Consider the following 22,288-nt stretch of genomic DNA (forward strand, 5'->3'; position numbering starts at 1 on the left):
TAATTGATTCGGAGACTGCCTTGAGGCGCCTCATTTCCCGCGTGCTTTTCGCGAAAATCCTGGCCGTGTTGCTCATCTGCGCGGCGGCGCCTGCGCCTGCGCAGGACGCGAAGCCGCAGGGCGCGCCCGTCGCGACGGGCCCGGCGGAATCCGCTCCGCCCGTCGATCCGAATGTGCGGCTTGACGCGGCCAAGCAGAGCCTCGACCAGATTGAGGCCAAGCTCGCCACCGACAGCATGACCGACGGCGAACTGGTCAAGCTTCGCGCCTCGCTCGATCCGATCTCGACGCAGATCCAGAGCGTCATCGCCGAGGTTTCTCCCAAGATGACGGCGCTCAAGGCGCGTCTCGACCAGCTCGGCGCGCCGCCCGACCCGAAGGCCAATCCGCCGGCGGCGCCGGAAGACCCGGCGGTGGCGCAGGAACGCGCCGAGCAGCAGAAGCTTTTCTCGGCCAGCGACGATCTCATCAAACGGGCGAATCTCGCGCAATTGCGCGCCGACCAGCTTGCCGCGCAGATCGCCGACAGGCGGCGCACCCTCTTCTCCAATGCCGTTTTCCAAAGCTCGTCGAGCATCGTCTCGCCGAGCCTGTGGATGGATGTCGCGCGCGACACCCCCCACAATCTTTCCGCCGCCAAAGGGGCGCTCCTCGATATCGCGGGCCAGTTCGCCCGCGTCCTGTCCAATGGGGCGGCCGCCTTGTTCAGCCTGCTGCTGGTCGTGCTGATCGGCGCGGTGGTCGCCGCGTCGCTACTGGCCCGCCGGGTGATCCCGCGCGAAAAATCGGGACGGCCGCCAAGCGAATTGCAGAAGGCGGCGGCCGCGCTGTGGACCGCGCTGGCCGTGGCGGCCATCCCCATCCTCGCCGCGATCGCCCTTTACGCCTTGACCGACTGGTTCGGCCTCGGCGGTCAGGAATTCAAGCCCTTGTCCGACGCCTTCTTTGGCGGCGTCGTTCTTTGCGCCTGGGCGGTAGGGCTGGGCAACGCGATTCTCGCGCCCAGCCGTCCGCTCTGGCGTCCGCTCGATCTCAGCGACCGGGTGGCGCAAAGGCTGATGAATCTCGTTCTGATCGTCACCGGCCTGATCGCGTTCGGCAAATTATTCGACGCGCTGGACGAGGTGCTCGGCGCCTCGCTGCCGGTCTCGGTTGCGGCGCGGGGAACCTTCGCCATGCTCGTCGGCCTCACGCTGATGCGCGGGCTCTATGGGATCGTCGCGCCTGACGATACGCCAGAAGAGGAGACCGCGCGGCCCGCCAGTCTCGACGATGAAAGTCCCTGGTGGCCGCCAATCCGCTTCGCCGCCTGGGCGGCGACGGTCGCGGTGATCGGCGCCGATCTGCTCGGCTATATCGCGCTGTCGTCCTTTCTCGTCACGCAGCTCGCCTGGACCGCCTTTGTCGCGGGCCTGCTGTTTCTGCTGCTGAAGATCGCCTCCGAGGGCTTTGAGCAGGCGTTCCGGCCTAATTCCCGGCTCAGCCGCGGGCTGGTCAACAGCGTGGGCCTGCGCCGGGAGAGCCTGGCGCAGATCGGCGCGCTGCTCGAAGGCGTCATTTCGCTGACGCTTTATGCGGTCGCCGCCTTGCTGGTCATGGCGCCCTGGGGTCTGCAGTCGCATGACATGCTGGGCACGCTCCAGTCGGCCTTCTTCGGTTTCAAGCTTGGCGACGTCACCATCTCGCCCTGGAGCCTGCTGATCGCGCTCGTGCTGTTCGCCCTCGGCTACGCCATCACCCATGCGATCCAGAACTGGCTCGAAAAGCGCTATCTTCCGTTGACGCAACTCGATCAGGGGCTTCAGGCCTCGATCCGCACCAGCGTCGGCTATATCGGCTTCCTGATCGCGCTGCTGTTCGCGGGCGCCTCTCTCGGCATCAATCTCGAAAGGCTCGCGCTCGTCGCCGGCGCGCTCTCCGTCGGTATCGGCCTCGGCCTGCAATCGGTGGTCAATAATTTCGTCTCGGGCCTGATCCTGCTGTGGGAGCGCACGATCCGGGTCGGCGATCTGGTCGTGATCGGTGAAGAACAGGGCTTTGTCCGGCGCATCAATGTGCGCGCCACCGAGATCGAGACCGCCGACCGCGCGACCATGATCGTCCCCAACGGCAATATGATGACCGGGGTGGTGAAGAATTTCGTGCGCGGCGACCGCATGGGCCGCATCAAGATTCCGGTTCAGGTCGTCGCCGGTTCGGACCCCGAAAAGGTGCGCGAGATCCTGACTGACGCCGCGAGATCGCAGGACCAGGTCGTGGGCATTCCGGCCCCGACGGTGCTGTTCACCAATTTCGGCGCCAATTCGCTCGATTTCGAGCTGATCTGTTTCGTCGAGGAGGTCGAGCGGGCGGGGCGGGTGCGGAGCGATGTGCTCTACGCCATTTTCAAGGCCTTCGCCGAGGCCGGATTGAAAATGCCTTCGACCAGCACCTCGCTCGACCTCGACGTTTCCAAGTTCGAGCCCATGTTGCAGCGCCTTCTCCCCGGCGCAAAAGACATCAAACCTTAAGGTTTTTGGCGCATTCCCGCAGGTCTCGCCCGCTCTGTCCGCGCCTTGCCGCCAAAGTTCGGAAAGCCAAAATCCGATGCATGACAGCCGTTCCTTCCTGCGCCTCATCGCGGGTTCCGCCCCGCTCTGCCTGCTGCTGGCCGGCTGCGCCGACACCGCCGCGCCGCCGCCGCCTCCCGCCGCCAGCGAATCCAGCCTTTATCGCTCCATGGCCGCGCCCGGCGCCAGCCTCGACTCCGCCGCCGCGCGCGATATGATCTCGCTCTATCGCCGCAACAACGGACTGGCCGGCCTGACGCTCGATCCGGCCCTGATGGAGCAGGCGCGGGCGCAGGCCGAGACCATGGCGACGCGGGACAAGCTCAGCCATGAGCTGAGCGGCTCGCTGGCGTCCCGGCTCAATGGCGCGGGCTTCCAGAAATCGGCTGCGGTGGAGAATGTCTCGGCGGGCTATGACACCATGGCCGAAGTCTTTTCCGGCTGGCGCCAGTCGCCCTCGCATAACGCCAATCTGCTCGCGCCGGGCATGAAGCGCATGGGCGTCGCCGCCGCCTATAATCCCAAGACGCGCTACAAGGTGTTCTGGGCGCTGGTCATGGCGAACTGAACTGCGGCGGGAGCGTTATTCCGCCGGCGCGAGTTCGCCGTCGAAGTCCGAGGGACCGAGCCAGCGGCGCAGGAAGGCCGAGGTCCAGCGCGCCACGGCGCGGTCATGCTGGAACCAGCCCTCCAGATGGCGATGGCGCTCCTGGGCGCTGGGGTGGTTCATGCGCTCCAGCGCGGTCACCGTCCATTTGCACATCATGGCGTAAGTGACGTCGGGGTGGAATTGCAGGCCGAAGGCCTTTTCGCCGACCTGGATCGCCTGGGCCTCGAAATCCTCGCCCCTCGCGAGCAGGACCGCGCCATTGGGGCAGTCGAAACCTTCGCGATGCCATTGATAGACGCGGGTGGGGAAGGCGCAGTCGCAGAGCGAATGCCCTTCTTGCGTCGGGCGGATGGGATAATAGCCGACTTCCACGCGGCCTTCCGGATGGGCGCCGACCTTGTGGCCGAGATGGCGCGCGAGCAATTGCGAGCCAAGGCAGATGCCAAGAAAGGGCTTGTTTTCCTTCAGCGGCGCGCCGATCCAGTCGATCTCCCGCTTCAGCCAGTCTTCTTCGTCATTGGCGCTCATCGGGCCGCCGAAAAAAACCGCTCCGGAATGGTCCCGCATCGTCTCGGGCAGGGGGTCGCCGAAGCGGGGGCGGCGGATATCCAGCGGGGCGCCAAGGTCGCGCAGCAGCCGGCCGATCCGTCCGGGACAGCTGTGTTCGCCGTGCAGGACGATCAGCACCGGCTTGTGTTGTGGCGGCGAAAACGGATCGACGGAAAAGAGCATTTTCAAGCGATCTCCTTTTCCCTGCGGCGCAATTGCATCGAGCCGACCATGGCCATGGTGAGGGACTTGGGGGCGAGGGGGCTAGTCCAGGCGATGAATTTCGTCATGAGGCCGGGCAGGACGACGCGCTTGCCGGCCATCATGCCCTGATAGGCGATTTTCGCGACCTCCGGCGCGGAGAGCGCGCCGCTGCGGATCATCTTGTCCATCTTGGCGGAGAAACGCGCACGCGCCTGGAAGCCGGTGGGCACCGGCCCGGGGCAAAGCGCGGTTACACTCACCCCGCGTGGCGCCAGCTCGACTGACAGCGCCTCGGAGAAGGACAGCACATAGGCCTTGCTGGCGTAATAGACCGCCATGCCCGGACCCGGCATGAAGGCGACGATCGAGGCGACATTCAGCAGCCGCCCCCGGGCTTGAATCAGTTGCGGCGCAAAAATCAGGCTCAGTTCTGTCAAGGCGCGCATATTCAGGTCAATCATGCCCAATTGTTCGGCGTGATCGCCCTCCGTCGCCGGACCGAGCAGGCCATAGCCGGCATTGTTGACCAGAATTTCGACCGAGGCGCCCGCCGCTTCCAGCGCGGCGGCCAGCGCGGCTGGGGCGCCGGGCTGGGTCAGGTCGAAGTCAAACGCCAGCGGGCGGGGATTTCTCTGTCCCGGCAGGACGGCGAGTTCATCGGCGAGGGCGTCGAGCGCCGCGCGGTTGCGCGCGACGAGCGCGAGATCATGGCCCTGCGCGGCCGCGTAGCGGGCGAGATCGGCGCCGATGCCGCCCGATGCGCCCGTGATGAGCATGAGTTTGCGCGGCGCCGTCATGATTCCGACCCCGCAGGGGCGGGGGCGCCGAGATCCCAGGGGCCGGGCGCGTCGGGTTCGCAGCCGTGTTCTTCCCGGACCTTGCGGCGCATGGCCAGGCGGTCGCGCGCGGGCACGCCGAGCAGTTCCGACACCCGCCAGATGATGTTTTCCTCGAATTCCTGCACGGTTCCGTCGGCATAGGCGACGGTCCACATCATTTCGATCAGGCGCCGGCGATCCGGTCCCGCCATCGAATCCTTGAGAACCGAAGTAAAGCCGTAAAGGTCGACGGCCTCGCGATCGCGGTCGCGCGCCTCTGCCAAAAGCTGCTCGGCTTCGTCGCGGCCGAGGTCGAAGCGCTGCTGCAACAGCAACAGCAAGGCGCGTTTTTCGGTTTCGCTGAAAAAGCCGTCGATCTCGGCGACATGGACAAGCAGAGCGGCGGCGGCGACACGCAATTCATTCCCGCCAAAATCGCGTTGTGCGGCTTCGGACCCGGTTATTTCGTCAATGAACTGCCGCAACCTTTCGAACATGCTCAAACCTGGTCAAGACGCGCATTCTGAATCCCAAGATGGGCCTTGGGTGCTGAACGAAGCATTAACCATGCCGAAATAGGTGGAACAACCAGTAATATTACAGGCGCCGCGACGCAAAAACGCAAACAGGGTTACCAATTGGTAAATAGGGCGACGAAATCGCGCCCGATCAACCCTTCTTGCCCTTGGCCTCAAGCTCGGCCTTGAGCGCGGCGAGCTTGGCGAAAGGCGAATCCGGATCGGCCTGCTTTTCGCGCGGTGGGCGCTTTTCATGCTGCGGCGGACGTTCGCCGCGCTGGTCGTCGCGCCGCTTGCCGTCGAACTTGCCTTCGAACCGGCGTCCGCCTTCACGCTTGCCTTCGAAGCGCGGCTTGCCGCCGTCCGGCCTGCGGTCGTCGCGGCGCGGCCGATCCTGCCTTGCCTGCGCGCCCTCGGTCGGCTGAGCTTCAACGGCTTGTCCTTCGACGGGCGCGGTCTCGCCGGACGGCCTCGCTGAACCGCCCTGATGGCGGCGCGGGCCGCCGTGACGGCGGTTTTGTTCCTGCCCATGCTCGCGGCGGCGGCCGTGGGGATGACGCTGCGGGCGCCAGATTTCGATCAGGACCGGTTCCGCGGGAGCGGCGTCTTCGGCCGGAGCCTGCTCTTCGCCGGTCGCCTCTTCCGCGGTCTCCGGAACGCCAGCGGCCTCGCCCTCGACAGTGGCGACGGTTTCGGCTTCCGCCTCGGGCGCTGCTTCTGCGACCGGTTCGGCGGCGGGCTCCGGCGGTTGTTCGGCCGGGGTCGGCTCCGCCACAGCTTCGGCTTCCGCAGGGGCTGCAACCTCTTCGACGGCGGCCTCGACCGCGACGGCTTCCGCTGCGAGTTCGGTCGTTTCGGTCGCGGCTTCAGCGGTTTCCGGCGCGGCTTCGCCGCCTTCCGTTGCAGCGGCTTCTTGCGTCTCGGGGGCCTCCGGCGCGGCTTCCGCCGTCACGGGCTTGACCGGCTCGGTCGGCGCCTTGGCGAGCAGCGGCACGGTGATGGCCGGACCCGGGCGCGATTCGCTCGCATAGCCCAGCGATTTGAGAATGCTGGAGAAGCTTTCGCCCGAACAGCCGGCGAGCGAGGTCATGGTGACCGTGACGACGAAGCCCTCGCCATCGGCGGCGCCAGCCGGCGGCTCGCCTGGCGTGACGCCGGGGCGATAGGCGATGGCGGGGCGGATCAGGTCGGCGAGGCGCTCCAGAATATCGACGCGCACAGCTCGGTCGCCGCAAACGCGGAAGCCGGCGGCGCGATACAGGCCGCGATTGATCTGCTGGTCGGCCGGGAAAGAGGTGCGGCCGGAGGCAGCGAGATGGGCGACCTCGTCGATGCCCTTCACGACTTCGAGTCCGCCGTGTTTCAGCGTCCAGAGCTGGGCGGCGAGAGCGCGCGGGGCCGGCTTCAACAAGGCCGGGAGGTAAAGATGATAGGCGCCGAAGCGCACGCCGAACTTGCGCAGGGCGGCGCGGGCCTCCTGCGGCAGGGTCTTCATCTCGTCGGCGACGCGCGAGCGCTCCAGCACGCCGAGCGCCTCGCCGATCTGGAAGGCGAGGCCGCGCGCGACGCCTTCGAGGCCGTCGCCGATTTCAAGCTCCTCCAGAGCGCCGAGCGTCTTCTTGATATGCTGCGCCAGCCAGAGATCGAGACGGTTCTGCGCCATTTCGAGCTGCGCGCCGCTCAGATGCTCATCGGCGATCAGCCGCACGCGCGGCTTGAGAATATGGTCGCCCGCCGCAATTCGTCCGACCGGCTCGCCCAACCAGCGGATGATGCCGTCATTGGCGAGGACGAAAGCCTCGTCGACCGCCTCATGCACGCGGCGCGCCCGCGCCTCGATCTCCGTCGCCAGCGCTTTCTGCGCCGCCGCGTTCAAGGTCTTCGCCTCCTCGCCCGCCGCCTGTGGGTCGGGCGTAAAGCAGAACCCCTGCAGGGAGCCGACGTGATGACCCTCGACCATAACCTGGCCCGTCGCGGTGACTTCGGCTTCCAACATCGTGTTCTCTCTCAGGCGGCGCATCAGCACGCTGGCGCGCCGGTCGACAAATCTTTGGGTCAGACGCGCGTGCAAGGCGTCGGATAGATTGTCCTCTACCTGACCCGCGACGCCCTGCCAATGCTCTGGATCGTTCAACCAGTCATTGCGGTTGGCGATGAAGGTGCAGGTTCGGACCTGATTGATGCGCCCGGACAGGGCGTCAATATCGCCGTCGACCCTGTCAACGCTGGCGATCTGGCGCGCGAACCAGTCGTCGGGAATGCGTCCGGCCCGTACGATATAGCGAAAAACATTCATGACAAGATCGGCGTGGGCGGCCGGAGACGTCTTGCGATAGTCGGGAATCTGGCAAACGTCCCATAATCTTGCGATGTCGGCGCGCGTCTTGGCGTTGCGGTGCACGCTCTCGTCGCGCGCCGCCGCTTCGAGCGCGACCTGGTCTTCCGCGACCGGCGCGCGGGAGAGGCCGGGCCGGGAGGGGACCATGTCCAGCGAGGCGATCAGAGATTCGATGCTGGAAAAATCCAGCGCGGCGTTGCGCCATTGCAACAGCGGAACGGGGTCGAAGGCGTGCGATTCGATCATCGCGGCCAGTTCTTCGTCAAAGGGCGGGCAACGTCCGCTGGTCCCGAACGAGCCGTCGCGGGTGTGGCGGCCGGCGCGGCCGGCGATCTGGCCGAATTCGGCGGGGTTGAGCCGGCGGTGCTGATAGCCGTCGAATTTGCGGTCGGCGGCGAAGGCGACGTGATCGACGTCAAGATTGAGCCCCATGCCGATCGCGTCGGTGGCGACGATGTAATCGACGTCGCCGTTCTGGTAGAGGTCGATCTGGGCGTTGCGGGTGCGCGGGCTCAGCGCGCCGAGCACCACGGCCGCGCCGCCGCGCTGGCGGCGGATCCATTCGGCGATGGCGTAGACGTCCTCGGCGCTGAAGGTGACGATGGCGCTGCGTCGGGGCAGCCGCGCGATCTTGCGCTCTCCGGCGAAGGTAAGCTGCGAAAGGCGCGGGCGGGAATTGACGCGAATGCCCGGCAATAGCCGCTCCAGCACGTCCTGCATGGTCGCCGCGCCGATGAGCAGGGTTTCCTCTGTTCCGCGCCTGTTGAGGATACGATCGGTAAAAACATGGCCGCGATCAAAACTCGCGGCGAGCTGGATCTCGTCGATCGCGACAAAGGGCAGCGCCAGGTCGCGCGGCATGGCCTCGACGGTCGAGACCCAATATCGCGGGTTTTTCGGCTTGATCTTTTCCTCGCCCGTGACGAGGGCGACCGCCTCTGTCCCAACCTTGGCGACGACGCGGTTATAGACCTCGCGCGCGAGCAGCCGCAGCGGCAGGCCGATCATTCCCGCCGAATGGCTCAGCATGCGCTCGATGGCGAAATGCGTCTTGCCGGTATTGGTCGGGCCGAGGATCGCCGACAAATTGTCGGCCGCGCGCCCCGCCGCTTTCCCGGAAGCCTGGCCGGAATCGCCCTGTCGCGCGGGAAAAAGAAACTCGTTCATCGACGTCATGGCCGCCGGGCTCCTGACGGGTCGTTAGGGACTTGTTTCATTTCTGGACGGCCGAATTGCAACCTGTATTTTTCATCCTATTGTTTTAAAAAAGAAAATTAAATCGCCGGCTCTGGTCCAGCTTTGGGTTTTGCGCCGCCGCGCGGGCCAAATTAAGGAATCGAACCTTGCGCGAACGAATCGGGGTCGAATCGGCGCCCGCATCGGAGTCTGTTTTTGTTCGCCCCATATATGGGGACGGACGCGCGAATCGCCCCAGAGTTTGATTCTTGCGTCAAATCGCGCCGGTCCGGCCGCGCGGAGCGGCGGACTCCGCAGGCGGGTTTTGTCAACAAGACTCAGGGGGCGAAGCGCAGTTCCGAAGCTTCGATCACCGCCGTGCCGGCCATCGTCATCAGCGACACCCGATAAGGCACGACAATATGCAGGTTGGGTACAGGCGCGAGCCAGACGTTCATGTCCTTGTTCTCGGCCATGAACTGGGTCGCCTTGTTGCTTGGCTTGTGACCGGCGATGGGCACATAGCGCGCGGAGCAGATCGTCACCGGGCCGGAATAGCCATTGGTCTTGACCTCTTTGACGCCGACATAGGTAAGGGTGACGTCGAAGCGGGTATAGCCGTCAAACACCGGGACGCGGCGGTTGCAGGCGCTCGGTCCGACGGCGCTCGCGCCCTCCGGCACCGGCATCACGAAGGCCGAGAGCGGGTCGATGATGTCCCGCTTGTGCGCTTCCGTTATCGGCACGCGTTCCGGATTCTTGCTGTCGTCCCAGGCCGGGGAACTCTCGACCTGCCGTACGGCTCCGTCGCTCATCGCCATGCGCAACGTGCGCGTCTCCTTGGAATTGGAGGCGACGGTGGCGTAGCCCGCCGGCGAAATGGCGCCGCCCTGATAGGCGCCGGACGAGGCCAGCGCCATGCGCAGGCTCGACACCATGGCGGCGAGGCCGGTCAGGCGGACATGGAGATCGACCTTGTAACGACTGTCGCCCACCGCGCCATCCGCCACAGCGACGCCGATCGGCAGACCGATCAGCGAGACGCGGTAATTGGCGTGCATGGTCTCGGCCCGCGCCTCGGCGCGGAAAGGGACCCCAGCGTTCGCCACCCCGGCGACCAAAGCGAGCCCACAAATTGCCATACGCTTCATTCAGCCGGCCTTTCGGCGATCCGGGCGCGATCGCCCTGCATGATTCGAATCGATTGTCAGGGAATATAATGGCGTCGGCGCGGCGCGTAAAAGTTTTGCCGGGGGCGGCGTCGATGAAAATGTACAAAGGCGCCTAACCCCCCTTGCCGCGATCAATCTGCGCCGCTATAAGGCGGGCCTCCAAGGCGAAGTTCTTGGATGCGGCGGGGCGACCCGCCGAAAATGTCGGAGTGTAGCGCAGCCTGGTAGCGCACCTCGTTCGGGACGAGGGGGTCGGAGGTTCGAATCCTCTCACTCCGACCATTTTCAGATCAAATACTTAGCATTCTGGCCACCCGGCCACGCCGGGGCGGCTCGTCGGCGTTTTCGCGGAGTGCGCGACAGATTGGGCGTTTTCTCGGAATACGCGACAGAGTGCGCCGGAGGCGCAGCCGTCAGCTATCCATCTTCAGCGCGGCAATAAATGCTTCCTGCGGGATTTCGACCTTGCCGAACTGCCGCATGCGCTTCTTGCCTTCCTTCTGCTTCTCCAGCAGTTTTCTTTTGCGGGTCACGTCGCCGCCATAGCATTTGGCGGTCACGTCCTTGCGCAGCGCCCGGATCGTCTCGCGCGCGATGATTTTCGCGCCGATGGCGGCCTGGATCGGAATCTGGAACATATGCTGCGGAATCAGCTCGCGCAGCTTCTCGCACATGGCGCGGCCGCGCATTTCGGCGCGGGTGCGATGGACCAGCATGGAGAGCGCGTCGACCGGCTCGGCATTGACCAGCAGCGACATCTTCACGAGATCGCCGGGGCGATAATCGATGATCTGATAATCGAACGAGGCGTAGCCCTTCGAGATCGACTTGAGCCGGTCGTAGAAGTCGAACACCACTTCATTGAGCGGCAGTTCATAGACCACCATGGCGCGCTTGCCGACGTAATTGAGATCGACCTGCACGCCGCGCCGATCCTGGCAAAGCTTCAGCACCGAGCCGAGATATTCGTCTGGCGTCAGAATGGTCGCCTTGATCCAGGGTTCCTGGATTTCGGAGATCTTGACCACATCGGGCATGTCGGCGGGATTATGCAGCTCGATGGTTTCGCCATTGTTCATGATGATCTTGTAGATCACCGATGGCGCCGTCGCGATCAGGTCGAGATTGAACTCGCGCTCCAGCCGCTCCTGGATGATTTCGAGATGCAGCAGGCCCAAAAATCCGCAACGGAAGCCGAAGCCCAGCGCGGCGGAGGATTCCATCTCGAAGGAGAAGCTGGCGTCGTTGAGGCGCAAACGCCCCATCGCAGCGCGTAAATCTTCGAAATCGGCGGCGTCGACGGGAAACAACCCGCAGAACACCACAGGCTGGGCTGGCTTGAAGCCCGCGAAGGCCTCCGCGCAGGGCTTTTTCTCATCGGTGATGGTGTCGCCGACGCGGGTGTCAGCCACCTGCTTGATCTGGGCCGTGATGAAGCCGACCTCGCCGGGGCCGAGCTTGGCGACGTCCTGCATCTTCGGGCGGAACACGCCGATGCGGTCCACTTCGTAATGGGCGTCGGCGGCCATCATCTGGATTTTCTGGCCCTTGCGCAGCTCGCCGTCGAAAATGCGCACCAGCACCACGACGCCGAGATAGGCGTCATACCAGCTGTCGACCAGCAGCGCCTTGAGCGGGGCTTTTTCGTCGCCCTGCGGCGGCGGCAGCTTTTTCACAATGGCTTCGAGCACGAGATCGATGCCAATGCCCGTCTTGGCGGAAATCGGCACGGCATCGGAGGCGTCGAGGCCGATCACTTCCTCGATCTGGGCCTTGATGCGGTCCGGCTCGGCGGCGGGCAGGTCGATTTTGTTGAGCACCGGCACGATCTCGTGGCCGGCGTCGAGCGCGTGATAGACATTGGCCAGCGTCTGCGCCTCGACGCCCTGCGATGCGTCCACCACCAGCAGCGAGCCTTCGCAGGCGGCGAGCGAGCGCGACACCTCATAGGCGAAATCGACGTGCCCGGGCGTGTCCATCAGGTTGAGAATATAGGTCTGGCCGTCCTCGGCCTTGTATTCGAGGCGGACGGTCTGGGCCTTGATCGTGATGCCGCGCTCGCGCTCGATATCCATCGAATCGAGCATTTGCTCGCTCATGTCGCGCGCGGCCACGGTCCCGGTTTGCTGGATCAGCCGGTCGGCGAGGGTGGACTTGCCATGGTCGATATGGGCGACGATGGAGAAATTGCGGATATTGTCGATCTTGTGCGCGCTCATGCGCCGCAAATAGCAGGCGTTGCGGGCGAAAGGAAGGGCGGTTGGTTAAAATTGCCCAATCCGAGAATCTCCTTTCATCCAAAAGGAATGCGCCTCCGCCAACCTATATGCGAAGCGCCGTTCCGGCCGTGGCGAAGGCCAATGGTCAGTGCCCCGAGAGTCCGAATCATCTATAGAAAAGGAGCACGGCGATTCATTTTCCGCCTTGGCGTCCGCGCCGGCACTTTTTTCGTTTCAACGAAGGCTCTTTTCATGACGGACGTTTACCTGAATGGTCTCGGGGCGTTCCTGCCGGGCCCTCCCGTCTCCAATGCCGAAATGGAAGACTATATCGGCCGGGTCTTCGGCAAAACCTCGCGTTATCGTGCGGCGTCTCTACGCCAGAACAAGATTAGGACTCGGCATTACGCGCTCGACCCGGATGGTCGCGCCCTTTTTACAGGCGCCGAAATGGCGGCGGCGGCGATCAAGATGGCGGCGGACCAGTCGGAAACCAGCCTCGAAAGCATCACTTTTCTCGCGGCTTCGGCGACGCTGGGCGACGGGCTCGTTCCCGGCCTCGCCTCCAGCGTTCATGCCGGATTAGGTCTCAAAGAGATTGAGATCGCCAATTTCCAGAGCGTCTGCGCCAGCGCCCTGATGGCGTTCAAATCGGCTTTTCTCCAATTGAAGGCTGGCGAGCACCAATGCGCCGCCGTCAGCGGCAGCGAATTTTCCAGCCGTTATTTCCGGCCCGGAAATTACGAATGCGTCGAAGCCTATCGCATCGAGCAAGCTATTCCCTTCCAGGCCGATTTCCTGCGTTTCACTCTGTCCGACGGGGCCGGGGCCGCACTTCTGGAAACCCGCCCCAACAGCCGACAGTTGTCGCTGAAGATCAAATGGATCGATATCCGCTCCTTCGCCCATCTGTTCGATCTTTGCATGGTCGGCGGCGCGACAAAGGAGGACGAAGGCTGGCGCTTCTGGAGCAGTTTCGGCGATCCGGTCGCGGCAGCCCAGGCCGGGGCGCTGCATTTGTTCCAGGATTTCGATTTGATGAAACGGATGCTGCCGATCTGGGTGTCGCATTATCTCGACCTGATCGACAAGGAACGTATCGTTATCGCCCGGATCGATCACGTGTGCAGTCATTATTCGTCGCATGGCTTGCGCGAGGAAATCATCGTGCTGTTGAAACGGGCGGGAGCGATGATCGACGAAAGCAAATGGTTCAGCAATCTCTATACCAAGGGCAATACGGGCGCGGCTTCTATTTTCATCATGCTTGAAGAGCTTTACCGCGCGGGCGGCCTCAAGCCCGGAGAAACCATTCTTTGCCATGTGCCGGAAAGCGGACGCTGCATGAACGGCTTCATGTTGCTGGAGGTCGTGTGATGTCGCGGGTCCAATCGGTGATGCGCGGCCTGATCCAGGTCTGGAGCGATTTCTCGGCGGAAATCGACAAGACGCCTTTGATCGACAAATTGCTGCGCGGAAAATTCCGCCTCGACGATTATCGTCGCTTGCTGGTCAATCACCGCCAGCAGGTCATCGAGGGCTCGCGCTGGATCGCCCGGGCGGGATCGAGCATCTGCGGCGATTATGCCGAGCAGCGCTCGCTGTTCCTGCAGCACGCCGTCGCCGAACATCGCGACTATCGCATGCTTGAAGCCAATTTCGTCTCGGTCGGCGGCGAACTGGACGCGATCGCCAAGGCCGAGAAGAATATCGGCACGGAAGCGCTGCACGCTTTCATGTATCAGCGCGCCAGCGAGCCGAATCCTTTCGACCTTCTCGGCGCCATGTTCATCATCGAGGGGCTTGGCCAGAAAAAAGCCGGCGAATGGGGCGTGATGATCAAGGAACAACTGTCGCTGCGCGACGAGCAGGTAAGTTTTTTGCTTTATCACAGCGCCAATGACGAACATCACATGCGCGAATTCGAGACGATTCTCGGCTCCAGCGTCCTGAACATTCCCGGCATGGAGCGGGCGATCGTCAAGACGGCCCGGATCGTGGCCCGCCTCTATCGTCTGCAACTCGAAGAGTTGGAAAGCTACGGATGAGCTACGACCTGAGCAAACATGATTTCAACGATCCCGATCCCTGGGTCGCGCTCGATCTCGACCAGAGCACCTTTTTCGATCCAGCCGCCAAGGCGGCGCTGCTGCGCGGCAACGCCTCGAAGTCGCGACAGTTCCTGCTGCCTGTCGTCCGTCCGCTGGCGCGTCTGAGCATTGTCCTAACGCAACTCCTGCGCATAGTCCTTCCGAACAGCTTCACATCATCGCGGCATCTTCACACGCTAATCGTGTGGGGCATGCGCAATTTCCTTAGTCGCGACGCCAATTATCTAATTTTCCGCCATTTCCATATCGGCAGCCAGATCCTGAAATTCCTTGCCGACAATGTTGAAAATGTCGATGTCAAGGCGCATCCGCTGAAGCCGCGCGCCCTGGAAGATTTCCTGGACAACACCTATGTCCAGCATGATTTGAACCTTTTCAATTTCATCATTCAGATCAACGCGCAGGGCGGCCGGTTTAAGCCAGCGCCGCTGGAGCGGATCAATTTCTCCGCGCTTGAGGACGTCGATCCGCTTCTGCCCGTCCTGCCAGACCGCTGGCATAATTTTCTCGACCTGCAGACGGCGATCGAGCTTTACACGCCCCTGTTCGGGCTTTTCCTCGCCGACAAGGATTTCTGGCGCGCCAGCAATTCGCTGCAACTGGACGAAACTATCGCCATTTACGTCGCCCGCCTGTTCGATCGCGAAAGCATTGTCGCTCTGGTCAACAACAAGCATCCCTGCGTGCCCATTTCCACGCTGGAGGCGGGGTTCCGCTTGATGCTGCATGGGCTGGACGCGGAAAACCTGTATGGATTCATCAAGGAAATGCAGAAACGGCAAGCGGCGGAGCGGGCGTCCGGAGGTGCGCGTTGACGCAAGTTTAACCGGCGCGGGCCACGCTGCGGCAACGCATTTTCCTGGAGATTTTCCTTGAAGCCTCAGTCCCGCGCTGCGCTCTGGGCGATCTGGCTCGTTCTGGTTTTCGGCGTCCTGAATATTTACGGCCCCTCGCTATGGAGCTACCGGCCGGAGGGGCGGCAGGGGACGATGACCGAGCGGGAGATCGCCGAGGCGATGACGCCATTGCAAACGCTGGGCGTCATCCTTCGCAACGACACCGACACCGGCCGTTATCTCTCCTACGCCAACGCCATTTTGGGGCGCCCTTATGGCGCCTATTACGTGCGGTCCATGCGGCAATGGACGACGGCCGAGCAAAACGACTCCGGCAGCAACCCCTCCGCGATGGTCGCGCCGGACCATCCTCTGCTGCCCTGGCGGGATTTCTCGGTTGAATATCCGCCGGGCATGCTGATCAGCGCGCTGGCTCCGGCATTGTTCACCGCCGACAAGGATCTCTATCATCTCCTGTTCAGCGTCGAGATGGGGCTGATGCTGACCCTCGCCGTCTGGCTGAGCATGTCGACGGCGGAGCGCGTCGCGCCTGGTCTTGGCCGCGAGACCTTGTTGATGAGCATCCTATTCGTCGGCGGCTTGGGGATCATCAGCCTGCGCCGCTATGACGCCGCCGTTGCGCTGGCTGTCGCCGCCGTCATTGCGGCGCTCGCGTCGCGAAAACCCTTCGCGTCCGGCCTCGCTCTCGCGGCGGGCGTCATCGTCAAGGGCGTTCCGATTCTGCTGGCGCCGATCGGCTTCGCCTGGTTCGCCGCGCAGCGCGCCTGGGGGCCCCTGGCGCGAAGCTTGGCGGGGACGGCGGCGCTGCTGCTTGCGGCGATGGCTTTTTATCTCTTTCTCGCCGGCGCCAATGCGCTGGACGCGATTGTCTATCACAGCGAGCGGCCACTGCAGATCGAAAGCTCCTACGGCGCGCTTCTGGTCGCGGCGCGGGCGTTCGACCCCGATATCGTGGCCAGCGTCTATAGTTTCGGGTCCGAAAATATCGTTTCCGTGTGGGAGCCGGCGCTGCGGCGCGCGGCGAGCTTGCTTCCCGTCCTCGCGTTGCTGGGCGTCTATGTCTGGTGCTTTGCCGCCATGCGCCGCGCCGAGGCCGCCCCCGACCGGCTGCGCATTGTTTTGGCCGCCGCGAGCGCCGCCTTCGTGGCCTTCATCACGCTGGGCAAGATTTGCAGCCCTCAATATCTGGTTTGGCTGCTGCCGACGGGGGCGATCTCCGCAGCCTCGGGCTCGCGCCTCAACCGCATGCTGCTGATCTCGGCCTGCGCGCTGGGCCAGATCGAATATCCCTTTGCCTATCCATTCCTTGTGCAAGGCCTCGAACCGAGCTTTGGGCTTTTGGTTTTCCTCCGCAATGCGATCCTGATCTGGTGGGCTGTCATAACGATGCGCGAGGCATGGCGCCCCGCGTTGTCGTCGCTGTCGGCCGCTGTCTCGGCCGCCCCGCAAGGCGCGACTTAGCGGGTTCGTTTTTCTCGCCTCAACTCGCCCGCGTCGTCGCGGCGATCAATCAGCATTATATTGCGATGCGCAGCCATGCGCTTGTAGGGGCGGGCGCTGGCTCGGTCTGACCGATTGGATGAAAACATGCCTTCACGCTGCGTCTATACGGTTTTGACGGGTGGCTACGAATGTTTGAACGAGCAGGCGATCGCCAGGGAGTCTTCCCTTCCATTCATCTGCCTGACCGACGACCCGGACCTGACCAGCGACTCGTGGAAGATCCGGCAGATCGCGCCGACCTTCGCGACGGATCCGATCCGGAGCCAGCGAGACCTGAAAATCCGGCCGAATATGCATCTGCCGGAGTTCGACCAGTCCCTCTATATCGACAATTCGGTCATCCTGAAGGTTCGGCCCGAAAGGCTTTTCGAAACATTTCTTGCGGATTCGCCCGTGGCGATTCCGACCCATAGTTTCCGTGAAACGCTCCTGGACGAGTTTCTGGCCATCGTTCAGCTTGGCCTTGACGATTCAAGTCGTGTTTTCGAGCAAATCAACCATTATTCGCTCTCGGACCCGGCGGTGCTGAGTGAAAAGCCTTATTGGTCGGCGATTTTGCTGCGAGATCATCATGATTCCGGTGTGAGGAAATGGGCGGAAATCTGGGCCGCGCATGTTTTTCGCTATTCGCGACGGGATCAATTGTCGATCAATCTGGCTTTTCGGAACGCTGGATTGACGCCGAAAGCGATCGACGTCGAGAATCATGAGTCATGGTTCCACAGCTGGCCGGTCACGATCGGTCGCGATCGTTCGAAGGGCATGCGCGACACGCTCACCGCTCTTAGCCCCATGGTCTTCCGCCTCAGGAAAGCCGAACTTGAGCTTGCCGAAAATGCGCGTGCGCGCGAAGACCTTGCCAGGGAACTCGAAGAGCGTCTTGCAGAGGAGCAAATACGGCGTTCGGAGGACTCGGATACGCTCGCTGCAAGCCAGCGGGAACTGGAGCACGTGCGCAGTGAACGGGAGCAGATGCGCAGTGAACTGGAAACCGGGCGCAGCGCATTGGAACAATCGCGCGGCGCGCTGGATTCGGCGCGGCGCGAGCTGGCCGAATCCGCCCTGCGCGAGGCGCAGCTTTGGGCGCGCTATGTCGCCTTGCGCAAGAGAACTGTGTTGCGTTTGCCGCGCTGGCTGGTCCGCCAGGGCTGATCCGGGCGAGAGCCGGTCTCGGCGTCAAGCGGGCGGAGGAGATCTCCCCTTGCGCCGCCGCGCCAAGCCTTTACAACGCGCGGCAACACTCAAAGGAGAAAACATGCGCCCATCCCATCGCGCGCCGGACGTCATGCGTCCCGTCTCAATGCAGCGCAATGTCGCGCGTTACGCCGAAGGCTCTTGCTTGGTGAAATTCGGCGAAACCCACGTGCTCTGCACCGCCTCACTGGAGGACAAGCCGCCGATGTGGCTGCGCGGACAGGGCAAGGGCTGGATCACTGCGGAATATTCCATGCTGCCGCGCGCCACCCATACCCGCACCCGGCGCGAAACGAGCAAGCCCTCCGGACGCACACAGGAAATCCAGCGGCTGATCGGCCGCTCCCTGCGTGCGGTCACCAACCTCCAGGCCATGGGCGAGCGCCAGATCACGCTGGACTGCGACGTGTTGCAGGCCGATGGCGGCACCCGTACGGCGGCGATCACCGGCGCCTGGGTGGCGCTGCACGATTGCCTGAAATGGATGCGCGGCCGCTCCATGATCAAGGACATGCCGATCAAGGAGCATGTCGCGGCGGTCTCCTGCGGCATCTATCGGGGCGTGCCGGTGCTCGACCTCGATTACGCCGAGGATTCCTCCGCCCATACCGATGGCAATTTCGTCATCACCGGCTCAGGCGGGCTGGTCGAGGTTCAGGCGACGGCGGAAGGCGCGGTTTTCTCGGAAGCCGAACTGACCACCTTGCTGGGCCTCGCGCGCGGCGGCGTGAACCTGCTGGTGGAATTGCAGAAGCAGGCGATTGAGTCGTGAGCAGGAGGCTCGCAGGCAAGATCGTCATAGCTACCCATAATGCGGGCAAATTGCGCGAAATGCGCGAATTGCTCGCGCCTTATGGGATCGAGGCGGTTTCGGCGGGCGAACTCGGTCTGGCCGAGCCGGAGGAGACCGGCGATGATTTCATCGCCAACGCTCTGATCAAGGCGCGGGCTGCGGCGCAAGGCGCGGGCCTGCCGGCTCTGGCCGACGATTCCGGCCTCTGCGTTGAGGCTCTGGGCGGAGCGCCGGGAATTTATTCCGCGCGCTGGGCGGGCGACGCCAAGGACTTTTCCGCCGCCATGGCGCGGATCGAGGAAGAGCTGCGCAAATCTGGCTCGCCTTCGCGACGCGCCCATTTCGTCTCGGCTCTGGCTCTGGCCTGGCCGGATGGCGAAACCGCGACTTTCGAGGGCAAGGTGTTCGGCGACCTCGCCTTCCCGCCGCGCGGAACGGCGGGTTTCGGCTATGATCCCTGCTTCACGCCGGATGGCTACGAACGCACTTTCGGCGAGATGAGCGCTGAGGAAAAGCACGGCATTCCCGCCGATGGCTCGGAAGCCCTGTCACATCGCGCTAGGGCCTTCCAGATGCTCGCGGCGGCCTTGCTGGCGCGGGACTAAAGCCTCCGCCGCCGGGCGATGGCGCCCGCCTTCGTCCTCCCGCGCGCCGTCGATCCGTGCTAGTGTCGCTCTCGTCAAGGGCGGGCTTGATCGCCGTCCTTGGAAGGGAGCGACGCCCATGCGCTACGTTCTTGCCGTGATACTGGCCTGCGCCGTCGGCGTGCCGGCGGCCCATGCCTTCCCCACTTTCAGCCCCAACGCAGTTTCGCTGTCGAAAACCGACCCGATTGCGCAGACGGCGACGAAGCGCGGCCATGCACGCGTTTCTCGCCGAGGGCGCAGCCGCAGCCTCGGCGGCATCCATCCTTTGGTCGGCAGCGGCGATTATTGAAGCTGGCGACCGGGGCGCGGACTTGCGGCTTGACTAGTTCTTGGCGCCGACAAAAGTCTTGAAGTCCCCGATTGTTTCGACCCAGCGGCCGATGTCCGCTTCCAGATTGCCGCGCGCGACGCCATAGCGCAGGTTGATGTCGAAGGAAATGTTCGGGTCGCCGTCCTTGTCGAGATAGGCCTTGCTCCAGCGCTTCTTCTGGTTCCACTCGTTGATCCGGGCGCTGGTCGGTTTGTTGTCGGTTTCGAAGCCGTGATAAAACTCGATTGACTTGCAATCGGCGCCCTTGTCGCAACCGTAGAACGAGATCGTCCAGCCCGCGCCATTGGAGCGATTCTTGATATAGGGATTGCCATTCTTGTCCTTGGTCAGCGCGGCGTCGCCGTAACGGGCGGCCATCGCCACGATCGCGTCGACGTCCGAGCCGGTGATCATCCCGGACGCCGGGCCGGCCGCGACCGCCGGCGTCGCGGCGGCTGAGGGTTGGGGCGGGTCGAGGGGCTTCAGCCTGATGCCGCTGCCTTCGACTTCCGCCGCGGCAAGCTTCGCCATTTCCGCAACGCCAGCAGCGAACGCCGCCTGTCCGGGGCCGCAATATTTCTGCTTGTTGTTGCCGAAGGTCGCGACGGTTCGGTCGAGCACATCGTCCAGCTCCTTGTCGGTCAGCTGCGATTCCGGCTTCAGCACATTGATGTTGCCGAGGATCGTATTCACGGCGGCGGGATCGAGGGCGAAGTCGCATAGTTTCGAGATCGCCACGATCGCCATATAGCCGCCAATGCCGTTTTGCGCTTTCTGTTTTACGGCGTCGGCGGGCGGATCGGCGGGGAAGGAGGCCAGCGGGACCTTCGACGCCGGGATTTGCGCCTGGGCGACTCCGGTCCTGGCTGCGGCGGCGAGAGGCTCCTTGGCCATTTCGGAAATCATGGCGTTGAATTTGTCCGGTCCCCAGACGCAGGTCTCGGCGTCATGGCCGCTGAGCTGCTTGACGCTGTCCTTCATCATCACGTCGATAGCGGCGGCGGGAATGCTGAACTTGCTCGCCAGCGCCGCGATGTTGGAATCCAGCGCGCCGGCGATCGGCTTCTCGATCTCGAATTTGCAGACGCTGGCGAAGGCCTTGATGGTGACATAGCCGCTGATCGCGCCTGAGGCGAGTTCGCTGCCGCTCTCCGCCCGGGCCTGCGACCCCGTGAGCGCAAACAGGCAGATTGAGGCTCTCATGAGCGATTTTGGGGACATTTTGGCTGAGCCTCTGGCAGGAAAAGACAGCGGAGGATTGAATTGCTACAGCGTAGCCATGTTGCCTGCTCCTGTCTGCCCGCAAAATTTCTAGATTATCCAAGTCAGCCGCCCATGGCGCGGGCAGAAAGGCTTGCGCCGTGGCCATTTCAGGCGATGTGTTGCAATTGTTTTGAGCTTCAAAGGCTCAAGTTAACTAATTCGAGTTAACGCGAAGAACTTAACCGTGCATCTCATTGAGTCAAAATGGAAAAAGTCGCGCATTTACTAAGTAGTTCGAATCAATTTTACAATTTTATACAAATATGACACTTTTCTGACAGTCGGATTGTCAGGCGTAACAAAGGCTGCCATTTCGCCAGCATCGAAACGCATCAAAAGGCGAGCCAAACTACCACTTTTGCCATCCAGCGGCTTCGCCGCCACGGCTTGCGTGGATCTGGTCTTACTCCTGCGCCGCTGTTTGTGGCGTTTGGTCTTGTTAATTCAGGCAGCGTAGCAGCTTGCTTAAGTATCATAATCGTTAAATCTGAAATTTTATAATATATTAATCATAATATACAATTGATAGTACGATAGATGAAATATCTAAAAGAGCGAAAGCGTCGCCATAAAGCGCCATGACGCGCTTCGGTATTTCCGTGTCTGAGTTGGGGGGATGAACAATGTTGAATTCTGATCGGTCTATATTCGGAGAGTTCGGAGTGAAGTCATCCATTTTTACCATGGCCCCCAATAGAGCGGCTGGAGAAAAGGAATCCCGGGCCGTGAGATCCGACGTATCGGGACGCATTGTGATCGTGGAGCACAACGCCTTCCTTCGGGATTGTTTGCAGCGCAGCGTCGACAGTTACTGGCCGGGCGAGGCCGCCGCTTTCGCGAGCCTGTCTGACCTGGCGCAGTCGCGCGCTCTCAGCCCCTCGGCTCTGGTGGTTTTGTCGACCTATTCGCTATCCGACGAAGAAGCGGAATCCGAACTTGCCCAACTGGTGGCTTTCGATCCGCCTGTTCGCTGCATGGTGCTGGCGAAGACCGACAATCTGGATGAGGCGCTGGCCGTAATTGACGCCGGCGCCAATGGATATATCTCGATGAGCGCGGGATTCGAAGTTTTTGCCCAGGCCATAAGATTTGTCGGCGCAGGCGGAACCTATGTCCCGCCGCAATGTCTCCTGTCGGCCCGACAGGCGACAGCGGCCGCCACCGAACAGGTCGCCGAGAATGGCGTCACCGGCCGCGAACTGAAAGTGATCCAGGGGATTCGCCAGGGCAAGCCCAACAAGGTGATCGCCTATGAACTGAACATGTGCGAGAGCACGGTCAAGGTTCACGTGCGCAACATCATGAAAAAGCTGAATGCGAGGAACCGCACCGAAGTCGCCATGAAGGCCGGCGATCTGTCCCTGCCGGCCCCCCGCGACGAAATTGGCGGGCGGTCTCGAGTGCTGGATGGCGCGGCCTTCCGGACGAGCGCCAGCAGGGAATGAGCTGAAACGGTT

Annotated in this window: 18 protein-coding genes and 1 tRNA gene; 12 read left to right on the forward strand and 7 right to left on the reverse strand. The window is 62.9% G+C overall.

All coding sequences use genetic code 11. The features are described 5' to 3' along the window. Window positions 1–20: 20 nt before the first annotated feature. Window positions 21–2,510: a DUF3772 domain-containing protein gene (locus tag QZ409_RS19230; RefSeq protein WP_296714549.1), complete on the forward strand. Its 2,490-nt coding sequence runs from the start codon at window positions 21–23 to the stop codon at window positions 2,508–2,510. A 76-nt stretch (window positions 2,511–2,586) separates the two neighbouring features. Further along, a complete protein-coding gene (locus QZ409_RS19235; protein ID WP_296714551.1) occupies window positions 2,587–3,117 on the forward strand; it encodes a CAP domain-containing protein in 531 nt (176 codons plus the stop codon). A 15-nt stretch (window positions 3,118–3,132) separates the two neighbouring features. On the opposite strand, the gene QZ409_RS19240 is transcribed toward QZ409_RS19235, so the two are convergent. The 5 genes from QZ409_RS19240 to QZ409_RS19260 form a co-directional block, all read right to left on the reverse strand. Further along, window positions 3,133–3,891 (reverse strand): glutamine amidotransferase, encoded by a 759-nt coding sequence (locus tag QZ409_RS19240; protein ID WP_296714824.1) that lies wholly within the window; start codon window positions 3,889–3,891, stop codon window positions 3,133–3,135. A gap of 2 nt (window positions 3,892–3,893) precedes the next feature. Next, entirely contained in the window at window positions 3,894–4,709 is an 816-nt protein-coding gene (locus QZ409_RS19245) for an SDR family oxidoreductase (protein WP_296714552.1), read from the reverse strand. Further along, a complete protein-coding gene (locus QZ409_RS19250; RefSeq protein WP_296714554.1) occupies window positions 4,706–5,149 on the reverse strand; it encodes a TerB family tellurite resistance protein in 444 nt (147 codons plus the stop codon). Before QZ409_RS19250 ends, QZ409_RS19245 begins: the two co-directional genes overlap by 4 nt. Before the next feature lie 250 nt (window positions 5,150–5,399). Further along, window positions 5,400–8,762, reverse strand: a complete 3,363-nt coding sequence (locus tag QZ409_RS19255) for a helicase-related protein (protein WP_296714555.1) — start codon at window positions 8,760–8,762, stop codon at window positions 5,400–5,402. A gap of 338 nt (window positions 8,763–9,100) precedes the next feature. After that, entirely contained in the window at window positions 9,101–9,913 is an 813-nt protein-coding gene (locus QZ409_RS19260; protein WP_296714558.1) for a DUF3108 domain-containing protein, read from the reverse strand. Window positions 9,914–10,139: 226 nt separating this feature from the next. Here QZ409_RS19260 and QZ409_RS19265 point away from each other — a divergent pair. Continuing rightward, window positions 10,140–10,216, forward strand: a tRNA-Pro gene (locus tag QZ409_RS19265). 131 nt (window positions 10,217–10,347) lie between these two features. Here QZ409_RS19265 and lepA read toward each other — a convergent pair. Beyond that, window positions 10,348–12,153, reverse strand: coding sequence for a translation elongation factor 4 (gene lepA, locus QZ409_RS19270; RefSeq protein ID WP_296714561.1), 1,806 nt, complete (start codon window positions 12,151–12,153; stop codon window positions 10,348–10,350). Between the two features lie 252 nt (window positions 12,154–12,405). Here lepA and QZ409_RS19275 point away from each other — a divergent pair, with 252 nt between their 5' ends. From QZ409_RS19275 to QZ409_RS19310, 8 genes are all read left to right on the forward strand, one after another. Continuing rightward, window positions 12,406–13,530: a 3-oxoacyl-[acyl-carrier-protein] synthase III C-terminal domain-containing protein gene (locus QZ409_RS19275; protein WP_296714564.1), complete on the forward strand. Its 1,125-nt coding sequence runs from the start codon at window positions 12,406–12,408 to the stop codon at window positions 13,528–13,530. Further along, on the forward strand, window positions 13,530–14,201 hold the full coding sequence (locus QZ409_RS19280) for an iron-containing redox enzyme family protein (protein ID WP_296714567.1): 672 nt from the start codon (window positions 13,530–13,532) through the stop codon (window positions 14,199–14,201). Before QZ409_RS19275 ends, QZ409_RS19280 begins: the two co-directional genes overlap by 1 nt. Further along, window positions 14,198–15,079, forward strand: coding sequence for a hypothetical protein (locus QZ409_RS19285; protein WP_296714568.1), 882 nt, complete (start codon window positions 14,198–14,200; stop codon window positions 15,077–15,079). The genes QZ409_RS19280 and QZ409_RS19285 overlap by 4 nt, the downstream gene beginning before the upstream one ends. A gap of 57 nt (window positions 15,080–15,136) precedes the next feature. Further along, window positions 15,137–16,582, forward strand: a complete 1,446-nt coding sequence (locus tag QZ409_RS19290) for a hypothetical protein (protein WP_296714570.1) — start codon at window positions 15,137–15,139, stop codon at window positions 16,580–16,582. Window positions 16,583–16,708: 126 nt separating this feature from the next. Continuing rightward, window positions 16,709–17,776 (forward strand): glycosyltransferase domain-containing protein, encoded by a 1,068-nt coding sequence (locus QZ409_RS19295; RefSeq protein ID WP_296714574.1) that lies wholly within the window; start codon window positions 16,709–16,711, stop codon window positions 17,774–17,776. Between the two features lie 103 nt (window positions 17,777–17,879). Continuing rightward, a complete protein-coding gene (gene rph / locus QZ409_RS19300) occupies window positions 17,880–18,590 on the forward strand; it encodes a ribonuclease PH (protein WP_296714576.1) in 711 nt (236 codons plus the stop codon). After that, entirely contained in the window at window positions 18,587–19,216 is a 630-nt protein-coding gene (gene rdgB / locus QZ409_RS19305; protein WP_296714579.1) for an RdgB/HAM1 family non-canonical purine NTP pyrophosphatase, read from the forward strand. Before rph ends, rdgB begins: the two co-directional genes overlap by 4 nt. A gap of 118 nt (window positions 19,217–19,334) precedes the next feature. Next, window positions 19,335–19,547: a hypothetical protein gene (locus tag QZ409_RS19310; protein WP_296714581.1), complete on the forward strand. Its 213-nt coding sequence runs from the start codon at window positions 19,335–19,337 to the stop codon at window positions 19,545–19,547. A 33-nt stretch (window positions 19,548–19,580) separates the two neighbouring features. Here the strand turns inward: QZ409_RS19310 and QZ409_RS19315 are convergent, their stop codons facing one another. Continuing rightward, complete coding sequence (locus tag QZ409_RS19315; protein ID WP_296714583.1) at window positions 19,581–20,771, reverse strand: YbjN domain-containing protein; 1,191 nt, start codon at window positions 20,769–20,771, stop codon at window positions 19,581–19,583. Window positions 20,772–21,556: 785 nt separating this feature from the next. Here QZ409_RS19315 and QZ409_RS19320 point away from each other — a divergent pair. Then, window positions 21,557–22,276: a response regulator transcription factor gene (locus tag QZ409_RS19320; RefSeq protein ID WP_296714586.1), complete on the forward strand. Its 720-nt coding sequence runs from the start codon at window positions 21,557–21,559 to the stop codon at window positions 22,274–22,276. Window positions 22,277–22,288 lie beyond the last annotated feature (12 nt).

It is taken from the genome of Rhodoblastus sp. (genome assembly GCF_019449565.1).
Classification (GTDB): domain Bacteria; phylum Pseudomonadota; class Alphaproteobacteria; order Rhizobiales; family Beijerinckiaceae; genus Rhodoblastus.

What these genes read in the sequence shown, in the direction of transcription:
- QZ409_RS19235 (WP_296714551.1), top strand. Translation starts at nt 2,587, where the DNA reads ATGCATGACAGCCGTTCCTTCCTGCGCCTCATCGCGGGTTCCGCCCCG.
- QZ409_RS19240 (WP_296714824.1), bottom strand. Translation starts at nt 3,891, where the DNA reads ATGCTCTTTTCCGTCGATCCGTTTTCGCCGCCACAACACAAGCCGGTG.
- QZ409_RS19245 (WP_296714552.1), bottom strand. Translation starts at nt 4,709, where the DNA reads ATGACGGCGCCGCGCAAACTCATGCTCATCACGGGCGCATCGGGCGGC.
- QZ409_RS19255 (WP_296714555.1), bottom strand. Translation starts at nt 8,762, where the DNA reads ATGACGTCGATGAACGAGTTTCTTTTTCCCGCGCGACAGGGCGATTCC.
- QZ409_RS19260 (WP_296714558.1), bottom strand. Translation starts at nt 9,913, where the DNA reads ATGAAGCGTATGGCAATTTGTGGGCTCGCTTTGGTCGCCGGGGTGGCG.
- lepA (WP_296714561.1), bottom strand. Translation starts at nt 12,153, where the DNA reads ATGAGCGCGCACAAGATCGACAATATCCGCAATTTCTCCATCGTCGCC.
- QZ409_RS19275 (WP_296714564.1), top strand. Translation starts at nt 12,406, where the DNA reads ATGACGGACGTTTACCTGAATGGTCTCGGGGCGTTCCTGCCGGGCCCT.
- QZ409_RS19280 (WP_296714567.1), top strand. Translation starts at nt 13,530, where the DNA reads ATGTCGCGGGTCCAATCGGTGATGCGCGGCCTGATCCAGGTCTGGAGC.
- QZ409_RS19285 (WP_296714568.1), top strand. Translation starts at nt 14,198, where the DNA reads ATGAGCTACGACCTGAGCAAACATGATTTCAACGATCCCGATCCCTGG.
- QZ409_RS19295 (WP_296714574.1), top strand. Translation starts at nt 16,709, where the DNA reads ATGCCTTCACGCTGCGTCTATACGGTTTTGACGGGTGGCTACGAATGT.
- rph (WP_296714576.1), top strand. Translation starts at nt 17,880, where the DNA reads ATGCGCCCATCCCATCGCGCGCCGGACGTCATGCGTCCCGTCTCAATG.
- QZ409_RS19310 (WP_296714581.1), top strand. Translation starts at nt 19,335, where the DNA reads ATGCGCTACGTTCTTGCCGTGATACTGGCCTGCGCCGTCGGCGTGCCG.
- QZ409_RS19315 (WP_296714583.1), bottom strand. Translation starts at nt 20,771, where the DNA reads ATGAGAGCCTCAATCTGCCTGTTTGCGCTCACGGGGTCGCAGGCCCGG.